This is a genomic window from Nocardia sp. NBC_00508, from assembly GCF_036346875.1.
Classification (GTDB): Bacteria; Actinomycetota; Actinomycetes; order Mycobacteriales; family Mycobacteriaceae; genus Nocardia.
This window is the reverse complement of record NZ_CP107852.1, coordinates 7,082,398-7,095,339: the sequence shown is the minus strand read 5'-3', so window position 1 is coordinate 7,095,339 and position 12,942 is coordinate 7,082,398. Positions and strand designations below refer to the sequence as shown.

The following is a 12,942-nucleotide window of genomic DNA, read 5'->3' as shown; positions in this document are numbered from 1 at the left end:
AATGATTGCTGCTGAGTCACTGGCCGCCGAACTGCGACGTTCCGGAGATGTGTGGCCGACGACACCACGCGCGCCGCGTACTCGTCGGACGCCTCGCTGTATCGGGTGCGACCACTGGTGGTCGCCCGCCCACACCATGCCGATGAGGTGGCCGCGGTGCTCGCGGTCTGTCGCCGCGAAGGCGTACCACTGACCTCTCGCGGGGGCGGTACCTCCGTTGCCGGGAACGCCATCGGGCCCGGGGTGGTGCTGGATTTCAGTAGGCATATGAACCGCATCCTGTCGATCGATTCGGACGCGCGGACGGCGACGGTTGAGCCCGGGGCGATTCAGCTGGCGGTGCAGCAGGCGGCGGTGCAGCACAGGCTGCGATTCGGTCCCGACCCGTCGACGTTCACCCGCTGCACTATCGGCGGCATGGTCGGCAACAATGCGTGCGGTTCCCGGACGTTGGGGTACGGGCGGACTTCGGACAATGTGACCGAGTTGCAGGCGCTGACCGGCACGGGGGAGTCGTTGGTTTTGCGTTCCCCGGGTGATCGGCGTGAATCGATTCCGGAATCGCCGCTGCTGTCTGGACTGCGGGCGATCACAGGTGACGGATTGGCGACGATCCGCACCGAGTTCGGGCAGTTCGGTCGCCAAGTTTCCGGATACGCCCTCGAGCATCTGCTACCGGAGAATGGTTTTCGACGTGGGCCGGATGCTTGTCGGCAGCGAGGGCACGCCGGCTGTTACCACCATGGCGACGGTCCGGCTCGTCCGCGAACCTGCCCAACGGGCGCTGGTGGTACTGGGATACCCCGACATCGCGTCGGCAGGCGACGCTACACCGTTGGTGCTGCGGTTCGAACCCTCTTGCCCGAGCTGCTGTCGCAGATGAAGTCCCCGACCCGCCGGGGGCGATTCAGCCCCCGGAATGACCTGGTCGTCGAGAGGTTGTTTGCTGTGGGGTCGGGGTGGGGAAACGTAGAGGTGTGGTGCGGTGAGCGCCGCGCGATGTCGTCTGATTGCGCTCCACGATCTACTTCCTACGCAGGAGGACGAAGATCTATGGTGACTATCCGGAACTACCGACGTCCCGCCCTCATCGTGACTGCCTTCGGGGCGATCGGGCTGGCCATCGTGTCGGGCGCTGCTCCCGCTCTCGCCGCCAACACTATCGACATCAGTGGTGTTGGACCGGCCAACGTGGGGGTCGACTACAGCTGCGAAGCCTCGGCCGGAGTGGCTGGCATCAAGGCGATGGTGGGCGATCCCAACGCAAACAGTCCGTCGGCCACCGGCACGCAGAACGCCGTCACATGCGACGGAGCCCAACATACCGCCGTGATCGTCCTGGTCGGAACAGCTGGTGAGGATGCGCCGTTGTCGGCGGGGCAGACGGTGCAGGTGCGGGTCGCGCTTGTCGATCGCGACGACATTGTCGTTTCCGGGCAGGCGAAGGTAGTGTCGCTGGGGTAGTGCCAGCACCCAGATGTGTGGTCGATGGCCGGTTCAACAGCCGCTGACCCGGCGCTCGATTTCATGACATCCGATTCCGCGCGGCGACGCGATCGCCGAATTCGTGCTGGGCATGAGGCCGAAAACATGGTTTCGAAAAGCAGCCTTTGGTTAATCGTGAAGGAACGCCCGGTGCTGGCTGTCGGCACCGGTGATGATCGTGTTGGAGGTTTGCCTGCGGAGCCTGAGCTCGCCCTCAGCTGGCTGACTGTCACGACAGCGGGAAGGAAACAGACACATGTTGATGATCACCCCCGCGGCCATCGAGGCCGTTCGTAGCATCACGTCGGCGGATGGGACGCCAGAGGATGCCGGGCTGCGAATCTCTACGGCGGACGGCGCTGAGACGCTCCAGCTGGCGGTCTCTGCGGGACCGGCCGAGCAAGACCAGGTCCTGAACGCCGAGGGTTCACGGATCTTCCTGGACGAGCAAGCCGCCGCCTTTCTGGACGACAAGATCCTCGACACCGGGCTGGACTCCAACGGCCAAGGCACCTTCGTGCTTGCCCAGCAGGACGCCTCGGGCAACTGAACCGCCTGAACATCACGGCGGCGATCTTCAGCCGTCCACCGACCAGTGGCTGCGTTGGGGAGTCCGGGATGGTTGCTGATCCGCTTGTGTCGGTGCGTGCCGCTAATCTGCTGGCATGGCCGGACCGGACTCTGCGTTGCGCCGACTGACGCGCGACGCGGGAAAGCTGCTGCAGCCGTATGGCTTTCACGGCTCGCAAGCCATGTGGGTGCGAGTAGCGCCGGGTGGTGCGGCGTCGGTCTGCCGCACCCGGACACTGCGTACCTGGACCGGCGGGCACCAGGAGCTCAAATTCGGCCTGAACCTCAGCGCTACACCGACCGCCTGGTGGGAATTCTGTAACTGGCGCAATGCGCAGCTGGGTCTCCCGCTCATGCCGCTCGAGCAGGCGACCGGCCCCGGGCTGATCAACGACCATGGTATGCCGGACGATCTGACCGAGTTGTGGTCCCTGCAGGTCGACCCGACACAACCGGGCCGGGCGCTGCAGACAGACGTCGACGCGATCCGCGCCGAGCTGCCCCGGCGCGTACACGCCTACGCGCGCCGGGCCCTGCGGCTGCTGGAACCGGGCCGGTACCTCGACGAACTGTTGACCCTCCCGGACCCGCAGATCGGGACCTGGGAGGCGATCGTCGTCCTGCTCGCCGACCGCGGACCGGGACCGCAACTGGAGGACGCATTCATCCAACTCCGAGCGTGCTTCGCCGGGCGGGACACGTCGGCCTACGCAGAGAACGTCATCGCGTACGCACGAGGCCGTGCCGCCCTGGCTCGAGCAGGTACGGGCACGAATTCAAGGCCTGCACCCACCGTCGGCGGGTTGCCGAGCGGGCGCGCGACACACGGCTACTTCACAGCAGCGAACCATTGATCCGAGGTTGCGGAGGGGGACTTGGCCACTACACACGCCCTTCAACCGGGGAGACGTTGATTATCGGGGCGAGATAGGAGCCGAGTCGGCCGACGGGTTCCTCAGGAAGGCCGCGCAGACAACGCAGTGGCACTGAGTAATCGGCTGCCACGGTGCCGACTGGAACGGCTCGTGAGAATGACGTTTGTTCTCGTGTATGTTGGTCGGGTCTACTCACCGGAGAGCCCATGGGCTTTCGAGGGCTTCGGCCTCACCGACTGGTTTCTCGGTGCCTGGTGGCATCGAGGAGGTGGGAGTCGTTTCCGACTCTGGTGAGGTGTGTCTTGATCAGTCCCGAATCATGTCGACGTTTCCCCATTTCTCCCGGTCCGCGGCGGGCGCATCCACATGTGATTGTGATCGGCGCCGGTTTGGGTGGGCTCTGCCTCGCGCAGGGGCTACGCCGTGCCGGGATCAGTGTTGCCGTCTACGAGCGGGATACCTCCGCGGCCGTGCGCGCCCAGGGCCACCGGCTGCACCTCGATGGACGCGGTCGACAGGCGCTGTCGGCGACCCTGCCACCGCACCTGTTCGGGCTCGTCGCGGCCATCGCCGGCCGACCGGCTCCGAACGCAAACGGTTTCGACCACCAACTGCGTCCGACCGGGGTTTTCACTCTGGACGATCCGGCGCCGGGGTCGGCCACCGACGGCGACATCATGCCCGCGCACACCGTCATCGACCGGCAGGTCCTACGCCGGGTCCTTCTCACAGGCCTCGATGGCATCGTCCATTTCGGCCGCCGTTGCGTGGGATACGACAGCGATAAAGGCACCGTCACGGCATGGTTCGCCGATGGCGGCTCTGCGCAAGGTTCGGTGCTGGTCGCTGCCGATGGTGTCGGTTCGGTGATTCGCGCCCAGCGTCTGCCCCACGCGCGGGTCGTGGATTCCCAGGTCCGCCTGATCTACGGCCGGCTGCCACTGACACCCGATCTGCACCGCGCGCTGCCGCCCGAGATGGTCAGCGTCTTCAATTCGGTTGTCGGACCGGGTAATCGGTTCGTGGGCATCGCGCCGGTGCAGTATCGTCAGCCACCGGCGGAAGCCGCGTCTCGGTTGGCACCCGAGGTGGCTTTCGAGCCGACCGAGGACAGCCTTGCCGTGATGTTCGGTAGCCGTCTCGATCAACTCGGGCTATCAGACTCGGAACTGCGCGCTGCTTCCGGTCGGCGACTGCGCGACATGGTGCTCGAGCGCCTTTCCGGTTGGCATCCGCTGGTGACCAGGATCGTCGAGGGATGGGCTCTCTCGAGCGTCTACCCGATCACCGTGCGCTCCAGCGTTCCCGTCCCACCGTGGCCGACATCGAACGTGACCTTGCTCGGCGACGCCATCCACGCTATGAGCCCAGCTGCCGGCGCAGGTGCGAATATCGCGTTGCGGGACGCCGCTGCCCTCGCCACGGCGCTGACCGCGGTGACTTCCGGTCGCCCACTTCTGGATGCGGTGCGCGACTATGAGCGGGAAATGATCGAGGAAGGCTTTCGCATGGTGCGCTTGTCGGCGGCGAATCGGACACAAACACTGGGAGCCGACCCGCTGCCGATCTGACTCACTGTCCCGCAGCCGCGTTGAGTGGCTGCCACCGCAGCTGATAACGGTGGCATCCACCCGACGGACCACGCGCAGATCGGCTGCCCGGCTGGTCTCTTCGGCTTGAACGGCCGAATCTTATCGGCTCATGCCGTCGGCCCACTGCACCCGGCTGCGGTGGGCTCAGCGTCCCGCGGCGGTGAGCTGGTAATCCGCTTCGAGCAGCATCCACCCGCTCAGCTGTACCGAGAGATCGCGGCTAAGGTTCGTCGACGAAGCGGCGGACGAGCGCGCGAGCGGGGGAAAGGTACTTGGATGTTCCGACACCGTGACCGCGCGGGTCCAGTCCGGACCGAACAGAGGTAGCCCGTCCACCTCGGCGCGGTGTTCCCAGGCCGCCCGCGCGGAAGCGTGCACGATATCCGCGGCGGTGGTGTTGTCCAAGGCCAGTGCGGCTTCAGCGAGATACCTGGCGAGGATACCCATGAACAGCCCGGAGTCGTCCCCGGAGGCCGCGGCGATCACCCCCGCGTCCGTGACCCGGTCCTCGATTGCGGCAACGAGTGCTGCCACGCGGCTGTGATGGCTCGATTCGCCTGTACGCACTGCCAGCTCGGTTTCCAGCCCGATGATCACGCCCTGGCTGTAGGTGTGGATAGTCCGGTCCACTCGTCCACCGGGCTCATGAACACCGTCGAGGATCAGGCCGCTGTCGGTATCGCGTAATCGGGTGTGCAAGAAATCGGCAAGTTGTCGGGCGCGGGACAATTCGCCCAATCGCGCCATAGCGATACCGGTCGGACCGATCGCAGGGGTGTTGTAGAAATCGTCGCCGGACCGCCAGGGCACCGCACCGACGGCCGGGTTCCAGCCGTCGATCAAGGCGCCCCGCAGGTCCCCGATGGCGTCGCTGAACCGGACACCGAGCAGCCGGTCGGTGCGTTCGAGCGCCAGCACCAGCCACGCCATATCGTCGTAGTACTGGTTGGTCCAGCCGGTGAGATTGCGAGTCCGGATACCGCGTGCGAGGGCGACGACCCGGTCGATGCGTTCGGGAGTGCGGGCGCGATACGCGGCGTCCACCGCACAGTCGAGAAGGTGGGCTTGCCACCAGTAGCACCATCGCACGAACGACTGGTCCAGCAAGGACGCCGGCCAGACCAGCATGCCCAGCCGCATCCGCGGCCGGCCCCAAAGCGTGCGCACGTGTCGCTGCAAGATCGCCTGTTCGGCCAGGTCAGCCCGCTTCCCGGGCTCCCCGGGGCCGACGGACACCTTCCGCGTGATCATCCCTGCCTGCGTCGGTTGCGCCATCCCGGTGAGTGCGATCGAGGCTCCGGCCGCCAACAGTAGACTGCGCCGACTGATCCCCTTGTTCCGGCGATCCATCCGCTCGGACTCCCTTTACCGAACAACGATCACCGGAGCACGGGAACCGTGCAGCTACATTCTATCTCGCAACGACCACCACGGCGCGGCGCCGATCGGCTGCCCCAGATACCGGCGTCAACCGCTGGCAGTCCCGGTATGGCGTAGCCGGGATGTCCGACGGGTCCAGCCGTCCGCATCACGGCTCGAACCGCACCCCGGCGCCGGTGGTTCGCATGATCGTGGATCTGCGCTGACGCAAACGACTGTCCCCACAGGCGGTCGCATTGTGGTTGTGATGCCGACCTCGAGCGTGCATGCGGCGCCGGTTGAACCGGCTGTCGCACATCGACATCCGCACCGGCGAGATGATCCGCCGCTACGAACACCCACACCCCGGCGCGTTGATCCACGTCGATGTCGAGAAACTGGACAGCATCTCTGTCGGGAGGCAAGGTCCAGTATTGCCGCTGAGATCAAACCAGTGCGTTCGCGACCGCCAGGTGCAGTCGCAGATCGTCCGGTTCCCCGTCTTCGACGGCCCAGACGATTTCCTCCATGGCACGCATGAACGCCCAGCCGCGGGCGCGATCGGCATCGACGTCCAGTGCGGTCGCGGTGCGCTCGATGACCCTCCCAGCATGCTGCGGCTCGGGCGCACTCTGCACCTGGATCATCACCAGGAATCCCGCGTCGAAGGCCGCCTCACCCAGATACGCCTTCGGATCGATGAGCAGCCATGGTTCCCGCTCGGCCGCGACGATATTGCCGAGGTGGGTGTCCCGATTGACCGCCAGCAGCGGCCCGTCGGGCACCGCCAGCTTTGCACACCATTCCGCTGCCCGCTCGAGCAGCAGTGCTGGAACCACCTGCAACAAAGTGAGTTTCGGATCGGCGAAGAGCCGGTTCCAGTCCGCCACCATGTCGGCGGCCGCGGGCAGCACGGGATATCCCTCCGGAACGCTGACGGGTTCGCGCCGCAGCCGCCGGTACAACCGGCAAGCGAGCTCGACCTTCTCGACGTTCTCCGGCCGCCCTTCGAGACTCGGAGAACCGGGCTGGTCTACCAGTTCCGTCCCCGGCCGTGCCCATTCGAGCAGCATCGCCCCAGACCCGGAATCGTATTCGTACAGGCGGACGGCCCCCTCGCCCCGATAGCAGAACAGCCCGGTCGGCTCCCCGACGTTCTCCTCATCGACAACCGGAACCTTCAGCACCGCCACCAACCCGTCGCTGCGTCGAACCGGAGCCACGTAGGAATGCGTGCCGCCCCCGAACCCGTTCCCGATCACGTCCAATTCCCATGCCGCGCAGCGTGCATCCACGACGCGTGGCAACTCGGCGAGCCATCGTTTCCCGCGTTCCCCGAACACCTGTCCGATATTGTCGACGACGTCCTGCGGCAGTGAGATCGGCACCTGCCCAGTCTGCCCGCCGACAGGTCGGGCAGACTGGCCCGCCCCGCCGGTTCCGTCACTCGGCACGGACGGGCAAGTCAAGCGGCCGGGCTTCGGTCCAGCCTTGGCGCAGCCCGGTGTTCATGGTCCAGATCGGGATACAGGAGGCGATCTCTTGCGCGAAATCGAAACTGCCCGAACCCGGCCACCACTCGCCGGGTTCGTTCCCGGATGCGGGGCGCCAACGCGCGCACCGCGCCTCGCGTCAGCGCCGCTGTCATCAGCCGACGCAAGCGGTGTGCCGGGGGCGGATCCGTCACCGCCAGCATTTTGCCCGCCGCATGGTCCCGGCCGGCCAGCAGAGTGAGCAGGACGTTGCCCCGCTGTGAGGTGAACCGCTTACTGTCACGGTAGATGGCCAGCGCCGGGTCGTAGCCGCAGACAACCCAGAATCCGGGCCGGCCGGGCGCACTGTCGTGCCAGAATATCGGCTGCCGACGGCGTCGGCTGCGCCAGAATTCCGCGATATCCGCTCGCAAGTGCGTTGCCGGTTCGGTGAGACCCACACCTGCGTTTCATTCTGGCTCATCGACCGGATCGTTGCGGTCATCCTCTGCTCACTGACTCCGGTTCGGAAATCGACAGCAGCGGAGCTAATTGCGCGGGCGAAGGGGCTCGAGCAACATGCGCATCGTCATCTCCACACCCAGGACGGTGCGGATCCGTCGGGCGAGCTTTGCGGCTTCCATGGATTCGCCGCCGAGATCGAAGAAGCTGTCCGCGGGATGGAACTCCGGCAGGCTCAGGGTTTCCGCGAGCCACCCGATGCCGCACCGCAGCCTCCCCCGGCGTACCCGGCTGTCGGTCCGGACGACCTCGCCTACGTGACCCACGGCATGCGCGGGTTTGCCCAATATTCGAGCAACGCAGCCGAATCGGCGACCATGTCGTCGATGGTGATGCCGTCGGCACTCTCCTCGGACGGTGCGATCCCTCGATTGTCGAGCGTCACGACCCGGAAGCCGGCCTGTACCAAGGCGGGTACCTGGTAGGTTCGCCAGGCCCGCCCCGGACTGCCGCTGCCCATGATCAACAGAACCAAAGGTCCCTCGCCGACCATCTGGTAGCTCAACTGGATTCCATTGACGATCGCCATCGACATGTGCTTGTGAATACCACCTGGTCCGCCGGCTCGACGAGTCGTGCCGAGCCCGACTGCCGCGCAGAAAGTAACCAGCGATGGGATGCGCCCCACCAGCCTCGCCTTCCCAGCAATGGGAGTCGGCGGTCGGGCGGCGTGCAGGCCCGCGCCTTGCCGCTCGGGCTTCCAGCACACCCACAACCGAGATGAAGCGCGTTGTTCAAGCGGTGGTCGACACCGACCACCTCAGCCGCCTCGTACTACACGGTCGGCGAAAGCGCCGTGAAGCATGCCGGTGGCCTGGCCGACCTCGATCAGATAGCCGTCGGGATCGCGTAGATAGCACCGCAACTCGGCCTTGCGATCCAGTGGTTCGGTGAGGAAATGTGCATTTTTGGCTTTCGCTTCCGAATAGAAGGCGGCGATGTCGGCTACCCGGACATTGAGGAACGAGGAGACCGGGTCGCCAGGCTGCGGCGGCGCCAGGACTACGTCGGGCTTATCCGGTGTCGGTCCACCGCCCGGGTTCATGATTATCCAGCTGTTGGCGACCTTGACAATGGCGGGGTTCTCCTCCAGAACCACTTGCCCGCCGAGGATGTCGGCGTAGAAATTGCGTGAACGAACCACGTCGCGCACTGTCAAGAAATGCGTCAGGACAAGCCCGTGCTCGGGGGCTGGTAGGTCTTGACGGTCGGTCATGGCTACACCTCCGATGTGTTGTGTTATTCAGCGCTTGTGGTCCCAGCGGCCCGGGTCGACCTCCAAGGCTGCGCGGTCCCAGTGGCCGAGTTCGGCGGCGGCCTCATACGTCGTATGGAGGAACTCGAGTAGCGCCCGCTCCGGTGCTTCGGCGTTGCGCACCGCCTCGTACGGCAGCAGAAACTGACGGTTCTGTCGGCTGTAGAACGCTTCTCGCGGACCGACGCGGTAGTCGGCGAATCCGTCGGGTTCCGGATATGCGTAGGCGTAGAAGGCGCCCTCCTCGCCGCCGCCCGGCCAGAATCCACAGCTGCTCAATTCATGCGAGTAGCCCTCGACCATCACCCAGTCGGCGCAGTTCGGAGCACCGCCCGGGTGCCGCGGCGCGGTCCGCCCGGAGAATCTGGTACACGCCAGATCCATCGCTCCCCAGAAGAAGTGCACAGGGCTCACCTTGCCGATGAAATACGACCGGAACTCGTGGATGACGCGGTCGGCGGCGACCAATTGCCGCCAGAACAAGGTGGCGGCCGTGGGATCGTAGGATCGATGCTCGTAGTCGTGGGCGAAAGGGATCGCCGGATCGACCTCGTTGGGTCTGGCTTGAATCCGTACGGGAATTCCGAGTTGGCCGAGTGCGCCCATGGTTTCGGCGTAGAAAGCGGCGACCGGCTTGGGTTCGAGCGCAACCTGCCGGGATCGGCCATCGCTGGACCGGATGTGCAGCTGGTGGTCGACGAAGTCGAACTCGATGTCGAATGAGCCCACCGAATGCTGAATAGCCGAGGTGGTCAGTCCCCGCGGGCTGACATAGAGGGTGACTTGCCACCAGTGGTTGACCAGCGGAGCCAGGGAGAGTCTGATTTTGCCGACGATCTGCGTCCACATGTGCAAGGTTTCGCGCGTCGGAGTCCAGTCATCGACGCGCAGTGCAGGCCACGCCCGCAGACGGGGTGAGGGCTCCGTGTCTGTCACTACTGCACGCACCTCCTTGTTCGTCGGAAGCTTCCCTGCGTTACCAGGGCAGCGCGCTGGTACCGATAGAAGCCGGTACGCCGACGCCTGATGCCCGCAGCGATGCGCGGAACGCAACTCGACGAGTCGTTCAGCGCGTGCGGTCGTTGAACACTCTGCGGCCGCTCGGGAAATATCCGATCCCACCGTCCGACTACAGTTCGGTATCGCTTCCTCCGTTCGATAGCCGGGCCATTTCACACGCCACCGCTCACGATTCATCGCCACATTTTCAGTGCGCGCCCTGCCGAATGAACGTACCCGTTGACCGGTTGCCTCGGAGGTCGAACAGCACTGACCCGCTCGGCCGCCAGTGTCGCCGTCACGACGCGCATGAGGTAACACACCGTCGTGACGGCGAAGGCTCCGGAAAGAACCGGACCACGGTGTTGTCGATCATCTGGAGGCGGGGCCCTTCGAGTCGACGCGCGGCGGGCGCTGGTCGTTGGGGTCGTCCGGGTCGGGTTCGCCGAACCACCGCGACGGCGTGTGCTCGCCGTAGGTGTCGTGCCAGTCCCACCATTCGTAAGCCGGGGTCTGCGGGTAGCCCTCCGGTGAGTCCTCCCACTGCTCCTGGCGTCCCAGCGCGGTCATGTCGAGGTAGCTCCACGTCGTACCCAGTGCCTCGTCGCCGCGGCTGTTGATGAAGTAGGTGCGGAACACGCGGTTGTCGTCGCGAATGAATGCGTTCGTGCCGTGCCATTCGTCCACGCCGAAGTCGTCGTCGAAGTCGTCGGTAATCGTGTACCACGGCATCTCCCAGCCCATCCGCGCCTTCACCCGCTCGATGTCCGCCTGGGGCGCGCGGGAGGCGTAGACGAGTCTGGTGTCGCGGGCATTCAGGTGGGCGAGGTTGGGGACATGATCAGCCATCATGGAGCAGCCTCGGCACGCATGGTCGGGCCAGCCGTCCACGCCGGGCTCGTAGAAGGCGCGGTAGATGATCAGCTGACGCCGGCCCTGGAACAGGTCGAGCAGGCTCGCCCTGCCGTCGGGTCCCTCGAACGTGTACTGCTTGTCCACGACCTGCCATGGCATCCGCCGTCGTAGGGCGGCCAGCGCGTCACGTGCGCGGGTCAACTCCTTCTCCTTCACGAGCAGCTGCTGCCGGGCTGCTTCCCACTCCTGCGGCGAGACGATGGACGGTGTGCTCATTGCGATGTCCTTCCTTTCGGTTTCGCTCGTTCAGGCAGGGGCGATATACCCCCGGAGGTGAGCGTGTTCGCGTGGTGCACCGGGTGGTCAAAAGTGGCGATCTCGAACACCGATTTGCCAACCTGCTCCGGGCTAAGCGCAGGTTCCCCGATAGAGCCCGCGGGGGCCTCGGTCGGGTCGGTCTCGTCCCGCACAAGGTGACGTAACTTGCCACTGAACTTTGCGGTGGGAGTGTTCGCGGCTGTGCTGGTGTCGGAGACCGCCTCTACGATGCCGTTGACACGTCGCACGAGCATCTGTTGCAGCGTGAAGAGGCCGCGCGCACCGACTGGACCCCGGCACACCGCGCCGCCAAGGAGGCGCGGCTCCTCGACGGGCTGGGCCGCGCCGCGCCCGCTCTGCCTCGCACGGCGGTTCCGAGTACGGGGCGCGTGGGGCCTGTTCGAGAGCGGCCGGCAGCAGAGTCTCGGCACGGTCGAGATGGTCGCGCAGAAGGTAGGCGTAGATCAGCCGGTTGTACGCCTGGGGCGGCGCATCGTCGGGGAAAGTGGTGACGAACTCCAGGGCGGTGACACTTTCCTGGCCGGCCGCGGGATGTGCGGCGTTGGTGAGCAGACCGAGCAATCCCGTGAAGTCGTCGGGATCGGCGCGCCACTGGTCGGCCCAGTCGCCGCCGTGTCGGCGGCTGAGCTGATCGAGAAGTTCCTCGCCCTGCTCGCGGGCGGTGGGGCGAGGAAGCGTTGGGGGTCTATGAGGCGGGTCAGCCAGGCTGATGTGGCGCGGTGGTCGGCGAAACCGCCGGGAAGTTCGTCGTAGGTCAACTGCCACGAGGTCGACCGGTACCTGCTGCCGCTCAAGACCGGCGGCTGGCACCACACGTCGACCTGGTGGTTCACGCCGGGCCAGGCCTATCTTCCACAATGCCGCGTGCGTCGCGGCCCGCGCTGGCGACCACGGGCGCGCGCGCTGGAATTCGTACGCGCCGCGAAGCAGCACGGCTATGCCGACTTCGCCTCGATTCTCGAGGACGAGGACCTGCGAGGTCTGCACGACAACCCCGCCTTCACCGCGCTGTTCACCAGCGGGCTGAGCCCGAGGTCCGACGAGGAAGAGCAGGCCACATGAAGAGATGGCGAAGCCGCCCGATCCCGAAGCTCCCCAGCAGCCTCGAAACCTTACTGGCTCACGAATTGCATTGTCCGGTAAAGGATGCTGCGGAGAGGACGCCCGCCGCACCGTCGCCCTCGACCCGGCGCGCCACGAGGTCGGCCTGCTGGACCGGATCGATTTGGATTCGCCCGACGGGCGGCGGCTCGATCTCATGTTCGTCTGCGCCCACCCGGCTATCGACCCGGCGGCCCGAACTCCCTTGATGCTCAACACCCTGCCCCGCTGCACGGCCGAGCTCACGACGCCGACCGTGACCGCGACCCGACCACCACGATCGCATCGATGAAGGTCGCCACATAGACCTCGTCGAGAGGCCGGCTGGCCCACTCCTGCATCTCCGCGATCACCTAGTCGGTAATGCGCGAGACCGTTTCCTTCGATTCCGAGGCCCCGTAGATCTCGGCGAAATGCGTCGAGATCTCCCCGGTGGTCGAGCCTTTGGCGCTGTCATTCGAACCTCGCGTCAACCAGGGAAGGGGAGTGACCGACTCTCGCGACTCGACGACGGTGCG

Annotated in this window: 14 protein-coding genes and 3 pseudogenes; 8 read left to right on the top strand and 9 right to left on the bottom strand. The window is 65.8% G+C overall.

Features of this window, described 5'->3' with window-relative positions; genetic code table 11:
• Nucleotide 1 precedes the first annotated feature (1 nt).
• The 5 genes and pseudogenes from OHA40_RS31920 to OHA40_RS31900 form a co-directional block, all read left to right on the top strand.
• Nucleotides 2-859, top strand: a pseudogene (locus tag OHA40_RS31920) (FAD-binding oxidoreductase); the annotation flags it as partial.
• A 194-nt stretch (nt 860-1,053) separates the two neighbouring features.
• Nucleotides 1,054-1,464, top strand: coding sequence for a hypothetical protein (locus tag OHA40_RS31915; protein ID WP_330230520.1), 411 nt, complete (start codon nt 1,054-1,056; stop codon nt 1,462-1,464).
• Nucleotides 1,465-1,741: 277 nt separating this feature from the next.
• Nucleotides 1,742-2,035 carry a hypothetical protein gene (locus tag OHA40_RS31910; protein WP_330230519.1) on the top strand — a complete coding sequence of 98 codons (294 nt, stop codon included), beginning with the start codon at nt 1,742-1,744 and terminating at the stop codon, nt 2,033-2,035.
• A 115-nt stretch (nt 2,036-2,150) separates the two neighbouring features.
• Entirely contained in the window at nt 2,151-2,909 is a 759-nt protein-coding gene (locus tag OHA40_RS31905) for a hypothetical protein (RefSeq protein WP_330230518.1), read from the top strand.
• A gap of 389 nt (nt 2,910-3,298) precedes the next feature.
• Nucleotides 3,299-4,501, top strand: a complete 1,203-nt coding sequence (locus OHA40_RS31900; RefSeq protein WP_330230517.1) for an FAD-dependent oxidoreductase — start codon at nt 3,299-3,301, stop codon at nt 4,499-4,501.
• 165 nt (nt 4,502-4,666) lie between these two features.
• Here the strand turns inward: OHA40_RS31900 and OHA40_RS31895 are convergent, their stop codons facing one another.
• From OHA40_RS31895 to OHA40_RS31855, 8 genes and pseudogenes are all read right to left on the bottom strand, one after another.
• Nucleotides 4,667-5,773: a glycoside hydrolase family 76 protein gene (locus OHA40_RS31895; RefSeq protein WP_330230516.1), complete on the bottom strand. Its 1,107-nt coding sequence runs from the start codon at nt 5,771-5,773 to the stop codon at nt 4,667-4,669.
• Nucleotides 5,774-6,327: 554 nt separating this feature from the next.
• On the bottom strand, nt 6,328-7,269 hold the full coding sequence (locus tag OHA40_RS31885) for an aminoglycoside phosphotransferase family protein (RefSeq protein ID WP_330230515.1): 942 nt from the start codon (nt 7,267-7,269) through the stop codon (nt 6,328-6,330).
• A gap of 77 nt (nt 7,270-7,346) precedes the next feature.
• Complete coding sequence (locus tag OHA40_RS31880) at nt 7,347-7,814, bottom strand: hypothetical protein (RefSeq protein ID WP_330230514.1); 468 nt, start codon at nt 7,812-7,814, stop codon at nt 7,347-7,349.
• A gap of 87 nt (nt 7,815-7,901) precedes the next feature.
• Nucleotides 7,902-8,141, bottom strand: coding sequence for an acyl carrier protein (locus OHA40_RS31875; protein ID WP_330234453.1), 240 nt, complete (start codon nt 8,139-8,141; stop codon nt 7,902-7,904).
• Nucleotides 8,142-8,161: 20 nt separating this feature from the next.
• Nucleotides 8,162-8,410 (bottom strand): annotated as a pseudogene (locus OHA40_RS31870) (alpha/beta fold hydrolase); the annotation flags it as partial.
• A 225-nt stretch (nt 8,411-8,635) separates the two neighbouring features.
• The gene (locus tag OHA40_RS31865; protein WP_330230513.1) at nt 8,636-9,091 is read right to left on the bottom strand and encodes a VOC family protein; all 456 of its coding nucleotides are present in this window, start codon (nt 9,089-9,091) and stop codon (nt 8,636-8,638) included.
• A gap of 27 nt (nt 9,092-9,118) precedes the next feature.
• Nucleotides 9,119-9,979 carry a DUF5996 family protein gene (locus tag OHA40_RS31860; RefSeq protein WP_330234452.1) on the bottom strand — a complete coding sequence of 287 codons (861 nt, stop codon included), beginning with the start codon at nt 9,977-9,979 and terminating at the stop codon, nt 9,119-9,121.
• Nucleotides 9,980-10,501: 522 nt separating this feature from the next.
• On the bottom strand, nt 10,502-11,260 hold the full coding sequence (locus tag OHA40_RS31855) for a DUF899 domain-containing protein (protein ID WP_330230512.1): 759 nt from the start codon (nt 11,258-11,260) through the stop codon (nt 10,502-10,504).
• Between the two features lie 480 nt (nt 11,261-11,740).
• Between OHA40_RS31855 and OHA40_RS31850 the strand changes: the two genes are divergently transcribed.
• The 3 genes from OHA40_RS31850 to OHA40_RS31840 all read left to right on the top strand — a co-directional run bounded on the left by OHA40_RS31850 (nt 11,741) and on the right by OHA40_RS31840 (nt 12,716).
• Nucleotides 11,741-12,076, top strand: a complete 336-nt coding sequence (locus tag OHA40_RS31850; protein WP_330230511.1) for a hypothetical protein — start codon at nt 11,741-11,743, stop codon at nt 12,074-12,076.
• 111 nt (nt 12,077-12,187) lie between these two features.
• Entirely contained in the window at nt 12,188-12,385 is a 198-nt protein-coding gene (locus OHA40_RS31845) for a hypothetical protein (RefSeq protein ID WP_330230510.1), read from the top strand.
• 70 nt (nt 12,386-12,455) lie between these two features.
• Nucleotides 12,456-12,716, top strand: a complete 261-nt coding sequence (locus OHA40_RS31840) for a hypothetical protein (protein ID WP_330234503.1) — start codon at nt 12,456-12,458, stop codon at nt 12,714-12,716.
• On the opposite strand, the pseudogene OHA40_RS31835 reads toward OHA40_RS31840, so the two are convergent.
• A pseudogene (locus OHA40_RS31835) lies at nt 12,697-12,873 on the bottom strand (transposase); the annotation flags it as partial. The gene OHA40_RS31840 and the pseudogene OHA40_RS31835 sit on opposite strands and share 20 nt — an antisense overlap.
• Nucleotides 12,874-12,942: the final 69 nt, after the last annotated feature.